Raw genomic sequence first — 21,309 nt, 5'->3', positions numbered from 1 at the left:
CTAGAACGCTGAAATATCAGCAGATAGGGGAATTCTCGGGATGGTCGTTCACCTCGAGGTGGACCGGTTGCTGATCGACGGCCGCGCCGTCGCCGGCGACGGAGTGGCGTTGCCGGTCGAGGACCCGGCGACCCAGGAGATTCTCACCACCGTGGCGACCGCGTCAGCGGACCAGGTGGAAACGGCCATCGCCGCCGCACGCAGGTCCTTCGACTGTGGTGTGTGGGCGGACAGGTCGGTGTCCGAGCGCCTGGAGACGCTCGGACGGATGGCGCAATGGCTCGAGGAGCGCCGCGAGGAGCTGGTTGAAACGGCCGTCCACGAGGTCGGCGCCCCGCTGGGAATCGCCCGCATCGCCCAGGTGGGCATGGCTTTGGACCAGGCTCGACAACTCCCCGAACTTTTCAGTGGTCTGCCGCAGTGGGAGCACAACGAGATGCCGCTGGGCGATTTGGTGACCGCCAAAGACGTTCTGCTCAGCATCCGTCGCTATGAGCCTGTCGGCGTGGTCACCGCCATCACCCCGTACAACTTCCCACTGCAGACCAATATCTGGAAGGTTTTCTCGGCGCTGGCAACCGGCTGCTCGGTGATCCTGCGTCCGAGTCCGCTCACCCCGTTGACTGCGCTGGCCCTCGGTGAGGCTGCGCTTGCCGCTGATCTGCCGCCCGGCGTCCTCAACGTCGTGGTCGAGCAGGGCACCTCGGGAGCACTGCAGCTCACCAGCGATCCGCGCGTCGATTGTGTCTCGTTCACTGGGTCCACGGTCGTCGGGCGCCAGATCGGCGCACAGGCTGCGCCGACCGTGAAACGCATGATCCTGGAACTGGGCGGCAAATCAGTCCAGCTCTACCTGCCCGACGCGCTCGAGCGGGTCGGGACCGGAGTCCTCACCGTGTTCGCGTCGCATTCTGGCCAGGCCTGCACCGCTCAGACCCGAGTCCTGGTACCACAAGACGCCGTGGACGCCGCGCTGGAGAAGATCACCTCAGTTCTTCCATTCCTGCCCGTCGGTGACCCCAGTGACGAAAAGACAATGATCGGTCCGGTCATCTCGGCTGGGCAGCGAGAGCGGATCGAGGACCTCATTGCCGCCGGCATCAAGGCCGGTGCGCAAGTAGTTGCGGGAGGAAGGCGGCCCGCGGGCCTGGAACGGGGGTACTTCATCGAGCCGACCGTGCTGCGCATCGAGGACAACTCCAATCCGGTTGCGCAGCAAGAAGTGTTCGGACCCGTGGTCACGATTCAGGGATACCGCGACCTTGACGAGGCGGTGGCCATCGCCAACGACTCGGAGTACGGACTGGGCGGGGGCGTCTATACCGCCGACCTGCCGGCCGGAGTGGCTGTCGCACAACGGATCCGGTCGGGCACCGTGCATGTCAACCGTGGGGCCCCTACGGCGTACACGCCGACCGGCGGCTATAAGCAAAGCGGGATCGGTCGGGAACGCGGTGTGGCTGGCCTGCGCGAGTACCAGGAGGTCAAACACCTGGTCGTTGGGCCTTGACCACTTCAAATTCACTTGTTGCTGAAGGGAATACAGTAATGTCGACCCCCAATCTCGACCTCTCGCTGTTCGGTGCCGACCACGTGCGCCGCTACCGCGAGACCGGCGGTGAGGTCGGTTACCTGTGGAACGGTGTGCCGACTCTCATCCTGACCACCATTGGCCGCCACAGCGGCCAGCAGCGGGACACGGCGCTGATCTGCGCTGCCGACGGCGATGACGGCAACAAATACGTCGTGATCGCATCGCAGGGCGGAGCCCCCGCGCATCCGCAGTGGTACCTGAACCTGGTGGCTAACCCACGAGTCCACGTACAGGTCAAGGGCGATCGCTTCGAGGCTACTGCGCGCACCGCCGAGGGGCCGGAACGCGAGCGGCTGTGGCAGTTGATGGCCGAGGCGTGGCCCAGCTACGACATCTACCAGACCCGCACCGACCGGGTGATCCCCGTCGTGGTGCTGGAGAGGGCCTGAAAGATGCTGTCCAACGAGATAATTGCGCTCGATCCGAAGCGGCTTAAGGAGCTGTTCGATCTGCGCAGTGAGGTCTACGAGATGCGCGGCGGGTCGTTTGAAGACGATCCCTACCCCGCCTTCAACGAGTTGCGGGAGAGCGGGCCGGTACACGCGGGCACCCCGGGCGAGCTCGTCGGCTATGACGGACCCGCGTTCTTTTCCGGTCTGCCGTTCGACGAGCGTCCGCACTTCACGGCGTTCGACTACGCCACGTGCAGTGAGATGCTGCAGGATCCGGAAACCTTCGCCGCGTCCCAGCATGAACCGGGATCGGCAGAGTACGAGAGTCAGGCGCTGTTGCTGTTCATGGACGGCCAGCGCCATCGCCGGTTGCGGTCATTGGTACGAAACGCGTTCACGCCCAAGCGGGCCGGTTGGTGGGTGGACAACTGGATCGACGACATCGTCGAAGCGCTGTTCAACCTTATTGCGCGCAAGGGCAAGTCGGACCTCAACGTCGAGTTCTTCGCACCGATTCCACTGCTGACCATCTGTAGCAGCTTCGGCGTCAGTGTGGAGGAGGCGCTGCAGGTGCGCGCCGCGATCGTCTCCGACGCCGCCGGGATTACGGCGATCGCCGAGATCGTCAAACCGATCGTCGAGGCCCGTCGGCTTGACCCGCGCGACGACCTGATCAGCATGCTGGTCAGTGAGGAATTCCAAGACGAGGACGGCAGCAGGCACCATCTCTCAGACGCGGAAGTCCAGATGTTCTCGCTGCTGCTGTTGGCGGCCGGCTCTGGCACGACTTGGAAGCAACTGGGCATCACGATGCTGACGCTGCTGCAGCGCCCCGAGTGGCTTTCACGCGTGGTGGCGGACCCGGGACTGGTCCATCCGTTTGTCGAGGAGACATTGCGGTGGATGCCGACCGATCCGGCGTTCGGGCGGTTCGCGCGTTGCGACACCACGCTGGGGGGAGTGCGTATTCCGAAGGGTGCGGTTGTGCATGCGTGCTTCGCCGCGGCCAATCGGGACCCGCTGCGCTGGGACCGCCCCGACGAGTTTCTCCCGGACCGGCCGATTCAGCCGAATCTCGGGTTCGGCCGGGGAACCCACGTTTGTCTGGGTCAACATGTCGCACGCGCTGAAATCTCTGCTGCGATAACGGCATTGACTCAACGGCTGCCCGGGCTGCGGTTGGACCCCGACGCCGAGACCCCGCGCATCATCGGCATGTACGAACGGGGGGTCACCAGCGTGCCGGTGGTCTGGGATCTACCGGGCGTTCCTCAATGACAACCAACCACAAAGAAAAGAAGAGGGCCATCACGTGACCACTGAGAGCACCGTTCAAGAATCGTCCCGCTATGAGACAGGTGCGGGGATCCTCGACAACATTTTCGGTCCCTCGTGGCGGGACAAGACCAGGGAGACCGGCTTTAAGGCCGTCGACGATTTCCAGCGCATCACCGTCGAACATTGCTATGCCGATGCCTGGGCGCGTGACACCCTGGATTTCAAGACGCGCAGCGTGATCTGCCTGTCGTCGCTGGCCACGATGGGTGCCCCAGAGGAATTGAAGTTGCACGTCGAGGCCGCCTTGGCCAATGGGCATTCCCATGAGGACATTTTTGAGATCCTCCTGCATCTGATTCCCTACATCGGCGTTCCCAAAGCTGTGCAAGCGCTGCGCGTCGCAGGGGAGGCCATCCAGGAACTGTTCACCAAGGCTGCAGCCGAGAACAGCTGAACTCCAAAACCATCAACAGTCAACAAGATCGGAAAGAGAGAAGCGTCATGACTGACACTTTGGAAGATGCCAGGAAAGAATACGTCGAGGCTAAGGCCAATAAGGATCCACAGAAGCGCCGGGCGCAGAACGTCGCTGAATGGGTCGAGCGGGTCGACTACAAGGATTTCGATCCGCAGACCGTCGAGTTCACCAAGGCGCTGCTGCTCAAGAATATTGCGGGCATGCTGGCCGGGTGCCGCGAACCCGCGGCCCGGATCCTGACCACCTACTATGCCGAACAGGGTGGTGCTCCCGACGCGGGTGTGGTGGGCGCCGGCTACCGCACGACGGTGGAGAACGCCGCGTTCGCCAATGCCACGTTCGCGCACTCCTCGGAACTCGAGGACAACGAGATGCCCAACTTCACCAGTGCCTACTGGGTGCTGCCGGGCCTGTTCCCGCTGGCGCAGAAGCAAACCTCGAGCGGTAAGGACCTGATCACCGCGGCGATCTCCGCGTGGGAAGTGGCCTCGCGGTACAACTCTGCCGGTCCCGGTCAGGCGCTGATGTCGGTGCACATCTGCCCCCCGACCTGGTTCGGTCCGCTCGGGGTTGCGGCGGGGGCGGCTAAACTGCTCAAACTCGACGCCCGGCGCACCGAGCACGCCATCACCATGGCGGGTTCCTGGGCGTGTGGCCTGGGGCAGGCCGGCTGCGACACCCACTTCATCGAATCCGGTCACACCGCCAAGATGGGCGTGCAGTCGGCGCTGCTGGCGCGGCTCGGCGCCACCGGGGAGCTCGGTGTGCTGGAAGGGAAGTCCGGCCTGTATGCACCGTTGATCGCCAATAACCAGATTGATCTGTCGATCATCGATGCCGATCTCGGCATCGCGCCGTACCGCATCAATCGGGCCTGCATCAAGAAGTACTCGGCCTGTACCTACGCGCATACCTCGATCGACGCGCTGGGGCTGCTCATGTCTGAGCACAACCTGAGCTACGAGGACATCGAGTCGGTCAAGACCCGCCAGGGCGTGATCGGAAACCTGGCCGTCGGCATCACGCCGGACCCGGTCGACCTGCAGGGGTCGCGATTCAGCGTGCACTATCTGCTGGCCGAGGTGATGCTTAAGGGCGGGATCAGCGAGCAGACCTTCGAAGACCTTTCCTCACTTCAGGATCCGCGCTACCGCGAGGCGATGGGCAAGATCGTCGCTACCGGAGATCACGAAGACTTCGGTGTGCACGACCCGGGTGCGGAGGTGTTTGTTACCACTACCTCTGGCCAGACCTACTCCAAGCGTCTTGACGGCTGGCTGGGTTCCCCGGAAGCTCCGCTGAGTACCGAGGAGATCCGCAAGGTCAGCAGGCCATACCTGGAGTGGATGCTGGACACCGCCACCGCCGACCGGGTGGAGGACCTCGTGCTCAACCTCGACCAGCAGCGCGACATCCTGGAATTGATGGACATTCTCACCTTCCACCGAGTGGGAAGCCGGCACTGAGACGATGCGACTCAACGACAAAGTCGCCATCATCACTGGGGCGGGTTCCGGCGTCGGGCGTGCCACGGCTCTTCGCTTCCTGGCAGAGGGAGCGAAGGTCGTGTGCGCCGACGTGCGTAAAGACTGGGTCGACCAGACCCTCGAACTCGCTGGTGCCCCTGAGAGTTCGGTGATCGGGGTTCCCTGCGACGTGTCCGTCGAAGGTGATCTCGAGGCGGTGGTGGCCGCGACGGTGAGCCACTTCGGCCGACTGGACATCATGCACAACAATGCCGGGATCACTGGGCTGAAGCCCGGTTGCACGGCCGAGGACTTCACCGACGCGGAGTGGCAGAAATTGCTCCAGATCAACGTCAGCGGTGTCTTCTACGGCAGCAAGTACGCGATCCGCCAGTTCAAGAAGCAGGGCACCGGTGGGGTGATCCTGAACACCGGCTCGGTCGCGGGCATGGTCGGCTTCGGGAGCGTCCTCTACGGCGCGACCAAGGGGGCTGTCAACCAGTTGACGAAGGGTCTTGCCATTGAGTTTGCCGCGCAAAACATTCGGGTGAACGCGATCTGCCCGGCCGGCATGCCGCTGACAAATTTTTCGGCGACCGACGACAAGAAGTTCGAACCCGCCGATCAGAACGTGGTGGACTACGTCGCCCAGCTTCATCCCCTTGGTCAGGTCATCACGGCAGAGGACTGCGCTGACGCGGCGGTGTTCCTCAGCTCCGACGAGGCGAAGAACATCACCGGGGTGCTGCTGCCCATCGACGGCGGCTACGTCGCCAAGTAGTCCGCCTGTAGGCGGGCCAAACTGGCTGTCAGCGAAGGAAGTCGAATAGTGCCGGTATCAGCAGCCCAGTGGCCGGCAGACCCGACGGTTCCGATGGTATCCCGGTGATGGTGGTCGTGGGATCTCAACCATCGGGTGGCGGTGTTCGGAGTAACCAGCTAGTGATTGCGCTTGGAAACGAGGCACTTTCAGCATTGGAACCGTTGTCTGGCGCAAGCATTCGGCATGTCGAACCGATTGCTGAGTAGGCGGCCACCATGCAGACCCACCGACGCAGCGTTCTGTTCGTACGGCTTGCAGCGGCGGGGTTGACCAGCTATGGACCGGCCCACGGGATCTTTTGTGACCCCACACGGTGAGCCGGGCACTTTAGCGACGGGCGAGAACATGCGCACGGCCGAGACGTGGCAGGAGCTCATGCTCGATCCCCGCCCGGAATAACCACGTGGGCCCGATCATCGCCGCGGGGCGCACGGCGGCCACTCGTCAGAAAGGAACGACCTTGAGTAAGCGACAAACCGGAGACGTCGATTGATCCCTCGCGAGTTGACGATGCGGCCGCGAGGGGGTGAAGCCGATGTTGTCGACAGGGTGAGTGAAATCCGGCGGGCCGAGCTCGACTTCAACGTCACCGCCGCGGTCGGAGGGGGCGAGCAGCTCAAGCAACGGGCCTGGCTCTTCATACCGAAGCAGGCAGTCCCGCCTCGCGCCATCCTCGTCTGTTTGGCCGGGGCTGGCTACGACAAGCACTACTGGCATCTGCAGGTGCACGGTTACCGTGGCTACAGCTTCGCCGAGCACTTCGCGGCCTGCGGGTACGTGGTGGTGGCCGTCGACCACCTTGGGGTGGGCGACAGTACGGACCCCGTTGCTGCGGGACAAGTGACCGCTGCGATGCTGGCCCGAGGCGACGCCGAAGTGGTCAACCAGGTACGGGCGCGTGCGGCTAGTAAGACACTGCATTCGAGCCTGCCCGCGATGTCGGTTCCCGTTGTGGGAGTCGGCCATTCGCTTGGCGCCGGGCTGGCCCTCGCCGCGCATGCGGGCGACGGTTCGGTTCGGCCTTTCGATGCGTTGGTGCTGCTGGGCTATGCCGCCCGCAGCTACGTCAATGCGCCGGGTGGGATCGAACAACACGTGGCGACCGCAGATTCGGGAATGGGCCTACAAGCCGCGATGCGACAAAACGAGATGCTGATACGGACGATGACCGGTGCGGCTCACGATGCGTTATCGTGCACGATCCCGCGCGGTCCCCTTCGCGACATGCTTTACGCCGCTGATGTTCCAGAGCCGGTGATCGCCGCCGACGAAGCGCACGCCACGCGGATACCGGTCCGCGTGGTCGCCGAGATAATGACGGCGGGCATCGTCGAAGCCTGTGCCGCTGGCATCGACGTGCCCGTGTTCCTCGGGTTCGGCGGAGTGCGTGACATGGCCAGCGATCCGCGCGCGGAAGCGTTGAACTACCCGTCGGCCACTGACATCACCACCTTCGTCGCTCAGGGTGCCGCCCACGCGCACAACCTGGCATCCACGCGCACTCGTCTCTGGGACCGCATTGCGGCGTGGCTGCCAGCGGTGTTACTCGGTGGATCCGCGGATGCCAATCACTAGTGCGCAGTGGCTTTTTCCGATCCACCGCCGCGTTCACCGCATCGGTTATCGGCCCGCGAGTGTCTGTAGCGACCGCACGAAATCACCGCCGAGGAGGCGTAGCGAGATGGTTGTAGAATTGACAGCCGGTTGTGAACAGCCGGTCACATCTGTTGACGGCACCGCCCTACATGTCGGTATTTTCGGGCTGCGCGGATCAATCGGCGGCCGGGGCAGGCCGGGTTCGATGCCTGTGCAGGCAGGCGGGCGCATCGGCGAGTGGACTGCGGGAGCATTCGCGGCGGTGTCTGCGGCGGCCGCGGTTCGCCATGCCGGCTGCACAGGTACCGGCGCCACGATCGACCTCTCCATCTACGAGGCGATGGTCATCGCGGTGGGCTCGTTGGGGGCGGCGTCGGCCAGCGTGCTCGGCGACGATCAGGACCTTGGCAACAGAAGCTTCGAACTGCTGTCCATCGTGGCGACCGCCGATGGGTTGGTGGGGTTCTGCACTATCACGGCGCAGCAGTTCCAGGACTTCCTGGTGCTCATCGAGCGCGCCGACCTGCTCGACGACGACTTGGCGTCGATGGCCGGACGGATCAGGCGCTGCGACGAATTCCTCGCGATGGTCAACGACTGGGCCGCTGACAAGACCACCACCGACATCGTGGAACGGGCCGCGGCCTTCCGGATTCCGGTAGCCCCCATCGCCAGCCCGCAGACCATAACGACGATCGACCATTTCGTCGTTCGCGGTGTCTTCCTCGAATCACGAACCGGAGCCGTCGGACCGCGAGTCCCCTACCGCAGCTCGGCTATCCAAGTCCGGCCTCTTGCCCTCGCGCCGGATCTGGGTGCCGACAACGGCGAGGTGTCGTGGTCGGCACGCACGGACCCACGGGCGGCCAGCGAGCACCCGACGGGCGCACTTCCGTTGACCGGTCTTCGGGTCAGCGACCTCACCGCCTTCTGGGCCGGGCCGATGGCGACCCAGCTGCCGGCCGCCTTGGGAGCAAAGATCATCAAGATCGAAGGCGTGCGCCGCCCTGACGGCATGCGATTCGCCGGCGGCCGTTCGCCCAGCTGGGATCAGTCGTGGGAGTGGGGACCGGTTTTCCAGTGCAGCAACACCAACAAGCGCGGCGTCAGTCTCGAGCTGAGCACACCGCAGGGCCGCCAGACGGCACTCGAGCTGATTGCGCACAGCGATCTGGTCATCGAGAACTTCTCGCCGAGGGTGATGGCCAACTTCGACCTCGAATGGGACACCGTGCACGCCGCCAATCCCCAAGTCACTATGGTGCGGATGCCGGCGTTCGGACTGGACGGTCCCGGGCGTGACCGCGTCGGATTCGCCCAGACCATGGAACAGGCCAGCGGCATGGCCTGGATGACCGGAACTGCGGACGCAGCTCCGCTGATCCCCCGGGGAGTCTGCGACCCCCTCGCAGGCCTGCACGCGCCGTTTGCGGCGATCGCCGGACTACAGATCCGGGATCGCACCGGTATCGGCGTGCACATCGAGTCAACGATGATCGAGGCGGCCCTCAACGCCGCCGCTGAGGCGGTCCTGGAACACTCGCTGAACGGAGTCACATTGCGCCGCAACGGAAACCGCGGTCCCCACGCGAGCCCACAGGGTGTGTTTCGGTACGCAGGCGACGACGCCTGGGTGGCGGTGGCGGTACTCGAGGACGACACATGGCCCGCCCTTGCCGAGGTGATCGGGCGCCCAGACCTGGGCGTCGACTTAAGCTTTCGACGCGAACCTGGCCGCCGCGAGCGCGCGGATGAGATCGACAAACTGATCGCAGAGTGGACGACGCACCGCAGCCCAGCCGAGGTGGTGGCCTGCCTGCGCGCACGCGGGCTCGGCGCCGCCCCGGTGGTGTCTGCCGCCGACTTGCTCGACGATGAACAGCTCGAGGCCCGGGGCTTCTGGGAAGTCGTCGACCATCCCGTCGTTGGCCGCTTCAAGACCATCGGCTTGCCATTCGCCTTCGCGGGGCGTCCCCGCAGATGGATCACCACGCCGGCGCCGCTCTACGGGCAGCACACCGCCGAAGTACTGACCGAGGTACTGATGAAGACGGCCGACGACCTGTCCGCCCTGGAGGGGGTCGGCGCGATCAGCGGCCGCCCAGCGGGCCTGTGACCGACCGGATCCGTCGCCCGCGGCCCTCCACCGCCCCGGACAGGCCGACGGCGCGGACCCTGCGGATGGAATCCTTCGGCGCCCGTTACGCCCGTCTACTGGCTACCGCGCAGCGGCACGGTGTCGATCCTGCGGGTCTTGTCCTGCCCGCCGAGGCAATGATCGTCAGCGCCGACGGCGTCGGCGTTCACTACCTCGAATGGCCAGGCGCCGGTGCCGATCCTGCGGTGATCTTCCTGCACGGCGGCGGTCTGCATGCCCACACGTTCGACGTCGTCGGCAACCTGCTGCGTCACCATGCCCGCTGCATTGCGCTCGACCTGCGTGGTCACGGCGAAAGCCAGTGGTCGCCCGGCCGCTACGGCGCAGAGCACACAGCCGACGATATCTCGACAACCGCGGAGCTCTTGGGTCTGAAAAGAGTTGTCGTGGTGGGGCATTCGATGGGCGGCATGGGCGCGATGGCCTGGGCTGCTCGAGGCGCCCCCGAACTCGCCGGTCTCATCGTCATCGACCTCGGAGCCGACCTCGACAAATCCGCAACCGACTCGGTCCGGGGCTTCATCACATCGCAGCCATCCTTCGCCAACCTAGAGGAGGTCGACGATTTCGTTGCCGGTGACGGGCCGGGTGGCGACAGCGTGGCGAGCAACCTGCGCTGGCGCGACGACGGACGACTGGCCTTCAAATACGATGACTCGCAGTTCCATTTGGGCAACACCCAGCTACCTGTCGGGGACGAGATGCGGCAGTTGGCGCGCCGCATCCATTGCCCGACCATCGTCCTGCGGGGTGACCGCAGCAGGGTCGTGTCCGACGCCGCAGCCGGCGAGCTCGCCGACCTGATCGACGGTGCGACGTGGAGCCGGGTCACCGATGCCGGTCACACCATTCAGTCAAGCAACCCGCGTGGACTGGCCGAAGCGATCACCGGATTCCTTGCCTCGATACCCACTCAACACAGAAGGTGACCAAAGCGGTCAATGATTGATTCGTCTCCCTCAGCGACACGGGGCAGCGCTACGCCAATTCAAATTCCGACGCGAAGACGGATCCGGCCGGGGCTAGACCATCCCGCGGGGCACCCCCACCGCGCCTAAGCACCTCTGCATCCCCACTGAGTTCTTCACCGCCGGATGGCATCTGGTGCTCACCCCCAACGAGCTGGTGACGTTCCTGGTGCTCTGCCATGTGGCCGACCTCCGGCTCCTGCACGACCGCAGCACCAGCATGTTCCTCGCCGAACAGTTCCGCTACAGCTTGCTCGGGCTCACCGACGAGGCCTATGTCTCCCTCCACGAGTTGGCCGAGTTTGGACTAATCGAAGTGACAGACCCAATGCCCAACCGCAAACGCGGCCGCATCCAACTCGGCGAAACAGACGGCAAACCGCCAGAGCCATACAACATTTCGGTACCAATGTTCAGCGGCCAATTGTCCACCGACGCGTTATTCGACCTCTCAATGTTCGACACGCCGGCCATCGACCGTGTCATCTCGAATCTGGCATTTCAGGCGCCCCGATTGAGGTAGCCCACCAGTTGGACGCTACCTGCGCGCCGAATCCGCCGAGCTGCCGAGCCGGTTGTTCATCGACGCGGCCCCCACCTTCGTGGCGAAGGCGGTCCGCATGCGGATTCGCCCCCAGACCATCGGGCCTATTACGCACGCACGGCCTGTCTACGGTGATGCACCGCGCGATCTCGGCTGCTTTGCGAAGCTAAAGGGACCTCTTTTAGCGCCCTAATTTCCGCACCGGTAGGCCCTCTCGGGGGCCTCACTGTCATCGCAAATCGAGATGCCTCTGGACGGCCTCGACGAGGGCCTCCAGTTCAGCAGCCAATGCATTCCGGGCGTCCGGCATCTGGTCAGACAGTGAGAGGGTAGCTTCGGCGCGGCCTACAGCTCTGGCAAGTTGGAGGTCCGAGCAGATGGATGACGGGCCCAATGGAGCGTCGTCGGAGGGCGCTGTGGGGCCCCTGCCGTTCGGGTTCAGCGCCTCAACATCGGTGCGCAACCTTTGCGTGTTCTGCTCGTAGTGCTTGAGCTTCGCCTGTGCGCGGCGGCGCTCAGAATCTGCCAGATGGCGGCACTGCGGTGAGCAGTAGTCCTGCCGCCGTCCGCGGGACAGCTTGCGTTGGAACTCGGCGCGGCATTGCGGCCGCAGGCAGACCGCGGTGACGGTCTGGACGGGCTGACGCACGCCGCGGTTACGGGCCGAGCTAGCGGACCGTAACGGCACAACGCGGTTATCCATCTCCATCCAAATAAATCGCGAGCAATTGCACCATAAACTAGCATGTCATCCGCTGTAGAGCGTGAATAACAGGCCCTTATTCGCGGCAGACACGCCGGATACAGAGCAAAATAAATCGCGTGCTGCTTTCCAGATGCAAACTAGGGGCAAGCGACTTCTCATCTGAGACTCAGCAGGCGACTCCGCGAGGGTTTGGGGCACGTCCAGGTGGTCTGGGGTGAGCCCAAGCGCGACCTCGCTGTGGTTGCGGCCGAGTGTCGGTACCTAGTGCGGGTGTCGTAGTAGCAACCCGTGAGTGCAATTGGAGAATCAGATGACCACGATGACCGTCAAAGGGGCCTGGAATGGCTGGGACGGAAAGACGTTCGTCGAGATGACCGACGGCTCGAAGTGGAAGCAGGCTGAGTACCACTACGAATACCACTATGCATACCGCCCGGAGGCGACTGTTACCCGTGACGGTCTGATGCTCGTCGACGGCATGAGCCGAGCTGTGCGGGTGCGCCGTGTGTATGGACGCGGCTGAACCCGGCGGCCGTATGGGGGAAGCCGTGGCCAGATGCGGTGGCGAGATAGCGGCGGACTGGAGTGATCAGTGATCGAGCGGGTGCGGATTCTGGGATATCGCAAGTTTCGCGAGTTGAATTTCGAGCCGCACCAGCGTCTCAACATTCTCGTCGGCGACAATGACGCGGGGAAGTCGACCCTCCTCGAAGCAATCACTTTGGCGCTGACTGGGCGGGTCAGTGGGCGTCTCGCCAGCGACGAGGTCAACCCGTTCTGGTTTAACGCCCAGTTGGTGAGGGAGTTCTTCGCCGCCAGAACCAAGGGTGATACACCAGCGCCACCAGTGATCGAGATCGAAGTATTTCTCCGCGACCACGACGAATTTCAGCGAAACCTGTTCGGCGCCAATAATTCAGAGCAGCCGACAAGGGCTTGCGCGGGTATCCGTCTCAGAGTTGAGCCCGATCCCGATTACGGTGACGAGATCGAGGCCTACCTATCTCAGATTGAGTCCGACGATGCTGGGCCCTCGGCGCTGCCTGTGGAGTACTACCGCGTGGACTGGCGCACGTTTTCCAACAAGACGTTGACGGCACGCCCGAAAGAGCTGACTACTGCCGTCATCGATTCCCGCACTATTCGGTCGAACAGTGGGATGGACGTCCACCTCAAACAGATTCTCAACGATCACCTCGACGCCTCCGAGAAGGCGAAGGTGTCCCTGGCCGTGCGCGCCACGCGCGACACCCTGGCGTCGCCACATCTGGAGGTGGTGAACGAAAAGATGGCAGAGCTGCCAGGGCCACTGGACGACAAAGCGCTAGAGCTTGCCATGGATCAAACCGGTCGTGGCGCTTGGGATTCCAGCGTAATCCCGCATGTCGCCGAAGTCCCCTTCCTGCTGTCTGGGCAAGGTCAGCAGGCCGCGATCAAGATTGCGCTAGCCATGGGGCGGACGACATCCGCGGCACGGGTGGTGATGATTGAAGAGCCGGAAAACCACCTGTCCCATACCAATTTGGGAAAGCTGCTAGCGCGCATCGCGGATCTTGCTGGCAACGATCAGCAGCTGTTCGTCACTACACACAGCTCATACGTACTCAACCGCATCGGTGTTGACGGCCTGCAACTGGTCGGAGAAAACGGCATCACGGTCTTGGGCGCACTCCCTGAGGGCACCGTTGCCTACTTCAAGAAGCTGCCCGGATACGACACACTGCGTATGGCTTTGGCGGGGCGTCTGATCCTCGTGGAGGGCCCGTCCGACGAGATTGTCGTCGAACGGTTCTATATGGATACGCACCACGGGCGGCGGCCCATTGATGACGGTATCGACGTGATCAGCATGCGTGCACTGTCGTTGAAGCACTGCCTGCGCCTGGTCCAGGCGCTCGGGAGTCGATGCGCGGTTCTGCGTGACAACGACGGCAAAGATCCAACCGAACTGCTCGAGGACCTGGCCGAGTACCTCAACGATGACCACCGCATCTTCATCGGAGCATCCGGTCAGGGAAACACGCTTGAACCCCAAATCGTGCACGCCAACGACGAGCAGACGTTACGCAAGGTATTGGCGATCACGGACAAGGCGGTCCTCGTCACCTGGATGGACAACAATAAGACCGAGGGTGCATTACGAATTTTGGAAAGCGACACGACGCTCAATGCGCCGAGCTACATCATTGAAGCGGTTGCCTTCGTTGACGAATCAGCCCAGTAACCGGCTCACGCTCGCTGTCGCCGGATCCCGAAAGACCCAAGGGCTTGTCGATTCCTGCAAAGCGGCCGATCCGCGCGAGCGCATTCTCGTTCTTACCTACACTAGCCATAACCAACGCGAGCTGTCCTCCAGATTGGATCGGCTGGCGGGCGACCACCCACACATCGAGGTGCGTGGCTGGTTCTCGTTCCTGCTTCAAAATTTCGTCCACCCCTTCCTGCCCTTGATGTTTGAAGGCAGGCGCGTTGAAGGGTTCGACTTCGACAGCCCACCCCAGACCTACGCCGCGACAGGTAGCTGGCAGCGGTACATAAATGAGCAAGCCGACGTCCGGCGCGTACACCTCCCGGAGCTCGCGGTGCAAATCAACCAGGCTGGTGCCGGAATATGCCTGCAGCGACTTGAACGGGTGTATGACCGGCTCATGATCGACGAGGTTCAGGACCTTTGCGGTTATGACCTCGAGATTCTGGACCTGCTGATGGCATCCTCGGTCACCCTCGAGATGGTCGGCGACATTCGTCAGGCCATCTTGGCCACCAACCAACGTGAAGCCAAACACAAGCCGTTCATGTACATGAAAATCTGGAAATGGTTTCAGACGCAGGAACAGGCCGGGCGCTTGGCCATCGAGCAACGATGCGAAACTTGGCGTTGCGCACCGGAGATCGCAGCGTTCGCCGATTCATTATTCGGCCCCGAGTGGGGATTCGAACCGACGGTATCGCTAAATACTGTTCGCACAGACCACGATGGGATCTTCCTGATCGCACCAGGCCATGTCGATGAGTATGACGCCCTTTACCATCCAATTCTTTTGCGTAACAGCAAGGCAAGCGGCAAGCAGTATGACCACCTTGAGTGCCTGAACTGGGGCAAGGCCAAGGGACTGGAGCGACCGCGAGTCCTGATCCATCCCACCGGACCTATTGGCAAGCTCATAACCAAGGCACGCGAGCTAAATGACCAGCAGGCAGCGAATCTCTACGTGGCGGTCACTCGGGCTCGGCACAGCGTCGGGTTCATCATCAAGCCGCCCAAGGACACCGTTATTCCCGTATGGACGCCGGAGGCAGGAATCGTAGGCAGCTGAGCGCGGACTCGCAGAGAGGATTGCTCAACCAACGCGGCCCTTGGTGTTGAAACCGCTCTGAACTGCGCTTTTGCAACGAAGATTGACAAGCTCTCGCGACACGCCCGGATCCTGTCAAAGTAGGCAGGCGTGTCCTGTCAATCGTCGCTGCATCTCGACAACGTGTTGTTGTGTAGGTTCTCATCCGACGTGGCGGAATTCTCATCTTCCTGACGTCGAAGTGGCGGATCCGCCACAAAGATGAGAATTCGCTTACGCACCTAATTGTCAAGCCTCACTTTGACGGTGCGCACCGGGCCTCGGCGTTGATGCATTGGAGTGGCGAAATGCTTTGCACCCCAGTAATATTGGTAGTGCGATCATGCAGAGACGGCTCGGCCAGGCCTTTGCGCCTACCAAGCCGACCTTATGCAGTCGTCCAGGCCTCTATTTGGTTGTACTGCAATGGTCTACCGATGAGGTAGTGATCAACAGGGTGGGCATTGAGCTCTTGTAGATCGCCGGAGGGAACTCGGCGCACCCAGCTGTGGCCGGCTGCGTCCGTAAACGAAATTTCCAGTCCCAGCTGCCCCTGCATTGGCTGGTTCGACGGACCTACGAGGGCCAGCTGGAAGTTGCCAGGAGGTAGGACCTGAACAATCGCTCGGATTTCTCGCATATCTGCGTAAGGATGTATCTGCAACTCTTCGCCGGTATGAGGAGCTGCGCCTTGCACCCACACCAGGTACGCAACCAACTCGTAAACAGGCTCGGCGGAGCTGTTAGACAGCAGAACGCGTTGGGCATACAGGTCCGTCAGTTGTCGTTCGTTCAGTCCCGCGCGGGTGATCCATCCACACACGCGCCTCGCCTGATCGATCCGTTGCTGCGCGACCGCGGCGGCTTCGGTTGCCTCGGCCTTGCGGCGGTCAGTAGCTGCTTCCCGTCTGAGCCGAAGCCCGTTGAGCACAGCCCATATCAGTGCGCCCACCGTTCCGATCGCCGACAACGTCATGACGATCAACGTGGCGTTGATTTCCACCCCGGCCGCAGTCAAGAGTGCCGGCAATCCGACAAACAGCGCCACGGCAACAGCGACTGACCAGACCACGGTGATGACCTTCATCAGGGATTGTCCGGGCATGCCGGTGAGACTAGCCCGTGGACTGGCCGATCGCTTGGGCGCATCGACGGAAGTCGATGAAATCTGCGCCAAGGGCGTGCAGAACTCAGTGTGAGCGCAACCTGATCGGACTTGTTCTGACATGCGCCAACCAATCCGGGCCGCGAGGCGTGCGTACCACAAAACCCATTTCGACGCTGACGTGAACCACATGTGTAGGGCGAGTTCATAGAGCCACGGCGACCGAGGGTCGGCGCGGTCAAAGCGCGAAGCAAGGCGAGCGCAATGTGCTATATCGCTTTGGTGGGGTCGGGTACCTGCAGGTTCCAGGTCGGAAGTGCCCGGCGCAGCCACTGTGGACCCTCGACAGTGATTTCCCCGGTGCGAAGCACTTCGCGCCACGTACGGGCACCGCGGTGCCAGTCGACGAACGCCCGTGAGCTGGCCTCAACGGTGAGGTCGGGCTGGCCGCCGGGATCGGAGTGGCACATCTCGGCATCCCCGTGCTCGATCAATATCCAGAACCGCCGGTTGCTGGGACGCTCTTCGGGGAAGGTGAACGCGATCACCGTTCGGCCGTCTGGCAGCTTAGATCGGTCGAGCTGTACCTGGCACCAAGCCCACAGTGCGTAGGCGGGATCGGATTGCTCCGCGGTGACGTCCATCCACCGTTCGCCCCACGTTCCGAGGGCCCTAATCACCCCGGCGAGGTCGGCGCCGGCGTCGGTAAGTCGGTAGGTGTGCCCACGGCCAACGGGCTTGGGCTCGGCTTCGATAATTCCCGCGCGCTGTAGTTCGTCAAGGCGCTTGATCAACATTGAGCGAGACATCGACGGCACTCCGTTGGCGATCGCCGAGAAGGTGTCGGCGCCAAACATCATGTTGCGCACGATCAACGGATTCCACCTCTCGGCGAGGATCTCCGATGCCGTTGCGACAGGGCAATACTGACGATAGGTGGCCATGTCATCAATTGTGCATCACCGCACGCCTGTGTGGAGTTCTAAATTAGGCCTTCACGGTGCAGCCGTAATCTCCGAGCATGGTGTCGTGACATTCGAAGCCCCCAATGCGGCCCCGGCGTTGATGACCCGATTCGCACGCAACGCGATGCTGGTTGTCGAGGCCGCCCGCCGACAGCACCGCGGCCACCGTCTACCCGCTCGGCAACCCTAACGTCGGCGGTCCGGGACGACTCGCCTTGAACTCACCTGCTCCAACAGTTCAAGTCAGACAGCTCGCAGAGTACGCATCGGCATTCTGCCGTGTGTGAAGCCCACCAAGGAGACGAACAAACCATGTCAACCTTCGTCCTGGTACATGCCGCATGGCACGACGGATCCGTCTGGAACCCAGTGATCAGTCGCCTGCAAGACCACGGTCACACTGCTTTTGGGCCAACCGTTGCGGGACACGGCAAGGGCGTCTGCAAACAGGTTAGTCACGCCCAGGCGACCCAGTCGATCGTGGACTTCATCGTCAGCCGCGATCTCACCGACATCGTGTTAATTGGCCATAGCTTCGGCGGCAGCATCGTTTGCAAAGTCGTCGAGGCCCTTCCCGAACGTGTTCGGCGGCTTGTCTTCTGGAACGCATTCATCCTCAACGACGGGGAGTGCGTACTTGACGTGGTGCCGCCGCATTTTCGCGCTTCGTTTCAACAGCTCGCGGAGGCCTCGCCGGACAACACCGTGACGCTGCCATTCTCGATCTTTCGCGAGACGTTCATCAACGACGCCGATTTGGACGTTGCCGCGGAGGCGTATGCGCAGTTGTCGCCGGAACCGTACCCGCAGATGGTCGAGCCGCTGGACCTGCGGAAATTCTACGAATTGGACACGCCACGGAGCTATCTCAACGGAACCGACGACATCGCGCTCCCGCCAGGCGAATGGGGGTGGCATCCCAGGATGTCGTCCCGGCTCGGGCTGTACCGGCTGGTGCAAATGCCGGGCAGCCATGAACTCATCTTTACCAATCCAAACCTATTGACTGACAAGATCATCGAAGCTGGACGCGACTGAGCGGGATAGTTGCGAGGCCCGCGAGCCGGTCCGATGGTGCGCGAGAGTGTTGGCGTGCTGGGTTATTCGATTAAATTTAGGGAGTTATGGTGTCGTACTCGATGATCCGTCCGCGGGAGTCGAGGGCGAAAGAGTACCGCGCCGCAGGGGTGTGGCGCAGTACCGGCCCGATCGGTGATTTACGCCGGTGGCGGGATGAGAGTCCGCAGGCGTTGGCAATCAGCGCATTCGGGGCCTCGGGTGCGCCGGTGCTGATCGACTATCAAGGTTATGCGTCCCTCGTCGAGCGCTTTTCGGGTGCACTGTACGAACTTGGAGTGCGGCAGGGGCATGTGGTCGCAATTCAGTTGCCGAATTGGTGGCAGGCTTTGGTGCTTTACCAGGCGGTGGCACGGTTGGGGGCCATTGTCGCTCCGACCATGACCACGATTAGACCGCGTGAACTGGAGCGAATGCTACGGCGCGTGGGGGCGCACGTCTGCATCACCGTGGACCGGTGGGCGGGATTCGACCACGCAGATGCATTGCGCAACATAGCTTCTCGATTGCCGAAATTGCGCCATCGGGTGGTGATCGGGCAGGCCGGGGACGGTGATATCGAGTTCGCCTCGATGTTCGAGGAGACCGCCTGGGAGCAGCGTCATTCGGTGGCGCTCGACGATGTGAGGGACGATCCGGACGCGGTTTCGACGGTGATCTTTACTTCAGGTACTACTGGAGAACCCAAAGCGGCACTGCACACCCATAATACCGTTTACAGCTCGTTCGCCGGCCTGTGCGAGGCGCTGGGATTTGAGCAGTCCGACGTCGTCTTCTGCCCACACGCACTCATGCACCTCGCCGGCCACTTGTTGGCCCACACGGCCTTAACCACGGGCGCCTCGACCGTCCTGCTTGACTCCTGGTCGGGGGCCCGGGGTCTGCAGGTCATGGTCGAGAGTCGCACCAGTCGGATGATGGCGGCGCCGGTGTTTATCTACGACCTGCTCACAGCCGTCGGAGAGCGAACGGGTCCGAACGATCTTCCACCCCTGCGTGCGATGATGACCGGCGCCACCACCGTCCCTGCGCCACTGGTAGCCGACGTCGAAAAGGTGTTTGGCACGCCCCTGCTGACGCTCTGGGCGATGACCGAAGTCGGCATCGGGACGGCGACCCGTAGCGATGATCCGCCGGACTGGGCCGCTCACAGCGACGGCAGTCCGTTGCGGTCAGTGGAACTGGATCTGCGATCGGACGACGAGATCAACCGCGAAAATCCGGGCAAATTATTCATACGAAGCGGTGGCGTGTGTGTCGCGACGGTGGGACGCGACACCGGTGAAGTGGTGGTGACTTCCGAGTTCGACGACGGCTGGTACGCGACCGGTGATTTGGCGGTGCCGGATGGCCTCGGCGGGATTCGGCTGATGGGTCGTGCCGGTGACAGGATCGGCGGGGCATTCATGATTCCGGTGAACGACGTCGAATCCGAATTGCTGCGTCATCCAGGCGTTCAGGACGTGGCCCTGGTCGGTTATCCGGACGGGCAAGGCGGAGAGCTGGCTTGTGCGGTGGTTGTTCCCGCCGGCGCGCACCAGGTGACTTTGGAAGAACTGCGCGAGTATCTCGGCGGGCTGGGGATGACCCACTGGTACATGCCGACCCGGCTGGAGTGTGTCGACGCGCTCCCTCGCAACGGCATGGGCAAAGTTCGCAAGATGTCGCTGCGGCGATGGCTGAAGGGCGAAGTCAGCTTGGAAGACGCCTTGACCGATGTGTAGCGGCCCGCTGTCGGTTGATGGTGCCTGCTGCCACGCGCCTACGCCTCGCGACAGCGGTCCAGAACTCGTTGCGGTACCAAAGTCAAAAGCATACCTAAGGCCATGCGCGCCTTGGCTGACCGGCCGTCCAGATGCTCACCCCGTGCACGCAGATGTGCACCACGCGCACGAACACGTCGCCGGAATCGTAACCGTGTGCAGGCCGCCCTAGCGTCGTGAACGACCGCAACCGCAAAACGCCCGGCAATCCATTTTGAGAAACCATCGCACCCGAAAGGACATCTGCCATGACCGCACCTACGAAGATCCACCCCGTCGTATTTATTCACGGCCTGTGGATCCACTCGAGCGCTTGGCAACCGTGGCTAGAACTGTTCCGCGCCAACGGATATGCCGCGGCAGCGCCCGGCTGGCCCGGCGATTCGCCCACTGTGGAAGAGACCCGCACCAATCCCGACGCCATGAACGGCGTCGGCATCGCCGATGTCGTCGACCATTACGCCGGCATCATCGGCAACCCGACCGTCAAACCGATCGTCATCGGCCATTCCTTTGGAGGGATGTTTGCCCAGCAACTGCTAGCCACTGGGTACGCCGCAGCCGCCGTCGCACTTGACCCCGCGGCGATCAAGGGCGCCAAGGCGTTGCCCTTCGCCCAACTGAAATCCGCGTTCCCGGTGCTCGGCAATCCGGCCAACCGGCACCGCGCCGTCGCGCTCACACCCAAACAGTTCCATTACGCCTTCGGCAATACTCTGACCGACGAAGAATCCAACGCACTGCACGACGCCTGGTCCATCCCCGGTGCTGGACGCCCGCTGTTCGAAGCGGCCGGCGCTAACCTCACGCGGCACTCCGCCGCCGCCGTCGACGTCACCGTCGGCAGGCGCGGGCCGCTGCTGATTACCTCCGGCACGGAGGATCACGTGGTGCCGCTCAAGGTCACCAAGCAGGTTGTCGACCTCTACAGCAAAGGACCAGGCGACACCGACTTCCACGTCTTCGAGGGCCGCGGCCACTCCCTCACCATCGACAACGGGTGGAAGGAAGTCGCCGACGTTGTCCTGGAATGGTTGGCCGGCAAGGGATTCTGAGCTCCT

General features: G+C 62.8%; 18 protein-coding genes. 16 read left to right on the top strand and 2 right to left on the bottom strand.

Translation table 11 applies throughout. From position 1 onward, the window contains the following. The first annotated feature begins 40 nt into the window (after positions 1 to 40). The 13 genes from A5782_RS07680 to A5782_RS07615 all read left to right on the top strand — a co-directional run bounded on the left by A5782_RS07680 (position 41) and on the right by A5782_RS07615 (position 15,320). The gene (locus tag A5782_RS07680) at positions 41 to 1,510 is read left to right on the top strand and encodes an aldehyde dehydrogenase family protein (RefSeq protein WP_064878464.1); all 1,470 of its coding nucleotides are present in this window, start codon (positions 41 to 43) and stop codon (positions 1,508 to 1,510) included. Positions 1,511 to 1,548: 38 nt separating this feature from the next. Next, a complete protein-coding gene (locus A5782_RS07675; RefSeq protein WP_064878466.1) occupies positions 1,549 to 1,983 on the top strand; it encodes a nitroreductase family deazaflavin-dependent oxidoreductase in 435 nt (144 codons plus the stop codon). Between the two features lie 3 nt (positions 1,984 to 1,986). Continuing rightward, complete coding sequence (locus A5782_RS07670) at positions 1,987 to 3,264, top strand: cytochrome P450 (protein ID WP_064878468.1); 1,278 nt, start codon at positions 1,987 to 1,989, stop codon at positions 3,262 to 3,264. A gap of 34 nt (positions 3,265 to 3,298) precedes the next feature. Then, positions 3,299 to 3,718 carry a carboxymuconolactone decarboxylase family protein gene (locus A5782_RS07665; RefSeq protein ID WP_064878471.1) on the top strand — a complete coding sequence of 140 codons (420 nt, stop codon included), beginning with the start codon at positions 3,299 to 3,301 and terminating at the stop codon, positions 3,716 to 3,718. A gap of 47 nt (positions 3,719 to 3,765) precedes the next feature. After that, positions 3,766 to 5,208, top strand: a complete 1,443-nt coding sequence (locus A5782_RS07660) for an MmgE/PrpD family protein (RefSeq protein WP_064878473.1) — start codon at positions 3,766 to 3,768, stop codon at positions 5,206 to 5,208. A 4-nt stretch (positions 5,209 to 5,212) separates the two neighbouring features. Next, the gene (locus A5782_RS07655) at positions 5,213 to 5,989 is read left to right on the top strand and encodes an SDR family NAD(P)-dependent oxidoreductase (RefSeq protein WP_064878475.1); all 777 of its coding nucleotides are present in this window, start codon (positions 5,213 to 5,215) and stop codon (positions 5,987 to 5,989) included. A 591-nt stretch (positions 5,990 to 6,580) separates the two neighbouring features. Then, positions 6,581 to 7,606 carry a serine aminopeptidase domain-containing protein gene (locus A5782_RS07650; RefSeq protein WP_231122551.1) on the top strand — a complete coding sequence of 342 codons (1,026 nt, stop codon included), beginning with the start codon at positions 6,581 to 6,583 and terminating at the stop codon, positions 7,604 to 7,606. Positions 7,607 to 7,712: 106 nt separating this feature from the next. Next, the gene (locus tag A5782_RS07645) at positions 7,713 to 9,743 is read left to right on the top strand and encodes a CoA transferase (RefSeq protein WP_369815598.1); all 2,031 of its coding nucleotides are present in this window, start codon (positions 7,713 to 7,715) and stop codon (positions 9,741 to 9,743) included. Positions 9,744 to 9,808: 65 nt separating this feature from the next. Next, positions 9,809 to 10,714: an alpha/beta fold hydrolase gene (locus A5782_RS07640; protein WP_082279355.1), complete on the top strand. Its 906-nt coding sequence runs from the start codon at positions 9,809 to 9,811 to the stop codon at positions 10,712 to 10,714. A 175-nt stretch (positions 10,715 to 10,889) separates the two neighbouring features. Continuing rightward, entirely contained in the window at positions 10,890 to 11,276 is a 387-nt protein-coding gene (locus A5782_RS07635; protein ID WP_067097382.1) for a hypothetical protein, read from the top strand. Positions 11,277 to 12,313: 1,037 nt separating this feature from the next. After that, a complete protein-coding gene (locus A5782_RS07625) occupies positions 12,314 to 12,526 on the top strand; it encodes a hypothetical protein (protein WP_155764217.1) in 213 nt (70 codons plus the stop codon). Positions 12,527 to 12,595: 69 nt separating this feature from the next. Beyond that, positions 12,596 to 14,227, top strand: a complete 1,632-nt coding sequence (locus A5782_RS07620; protein WP_064878482.1) for an ATP-dependent endonuclease — start codon at positions 12,596 to 12,598, stop codon at positions 14,225 to 14,227. After that, complete coding sequence (locus A5782_RS07615; RefSeq protein WP_196771997.1) at positions 14,208 to 15,320, top strand: UvrD-helicase domain-containing protein; 1,113 nt, start codon at positions 14,208 to 14,210, stop codon at positions 15,318 to 15,320. Before A5782_RS07620 ends, A5782_RS07615 begins: the two co-directional genes overlap by 20 nt. Before the next feature lie 406 nt (positions 15,321 to 15,726). Here A5782_RS07615 and A5782_RS07610 read toward each other — a convergent pair whose 3' ends face one another. Then, entirely contained in the window at positions 15,727 to 16,443 is a 717-nt protein-coding gene (locus A5782_RS07610) for a hypothetical protein (RefSeq protein WP_067097379.1), read from the bottom strand. 269 nt (positions 16,444 to 16,712) lie between these two features. Beyond that, positions 16,713 to 17,387 (bottom strand): helix-turn-helix domain-containing protein, encoded by a 675-nt coding sequence (locus A5782_RS07605; RefSeq protein ID WP_067097375.1) that lies wholly within the window; start codon positions 17,385 to 17,387, stop codon positions 16,713 to 16,715. Between the two features lie 333 nt (positions 17,388 to 17,720). On the opposite strand from A5782_RS07605, the gene A5782_RS07600 reads away from it, so the two are divergent. From A5782_RS07600 to A5782_RS07590, 3 genes are all read left to right on the top strand, one after another. Continuing rightward, positions 17,721 to 18,446, top strand: coding sequence for an alpha/beta fold hydrolase (locus A5782_RS07600; RefSeq protein WP_067097372.1), 726 nt, complete (start codon positions 17,721 to 17,723; stop codon positions 18,444 to 18,446). An 86-nt stretch (positions 18,447 to 18,532) separates the two neighbouring features. Then, entirely contained in the window at positions 18,533 to 20,209 is a 1,677-nt protein-coding gene (locus tag A5782_RS07595) for an AMP-binding protein (protein WP_067097369.1), read from the top strand. A 287-nt stretch (positions 20,210 to 20,496) separates the two neighbouring features. Then, positions 20,497 to 21,303, top strand: coding sequence for an alpha/beta hydrolase (locus tag A5782_RS07590; protein WP_067097366.1), 807 nt, complete (start codon positions 20,497 to 20,499; stop codon positions 21,301 to 21,303). Positions 21,304 to 21,309: the final 6 nt, after the last annotated feature.

Origin of the sequence: Mycobacterium sp. 852002-40037_SCH5390672 (assembly GCF_001665875.1) — a bacterium.
Taxonomy (GTDB): Bacteria; Actinomycetota; Actinomycetes; order Mycobacteriales; family Mycobacteriaceae; genus Mycobacterium.
Note: the sequence above shows the minus strand (reverse complement) of the source record. Positions and strands in the feature narration are given on the sequence as shown.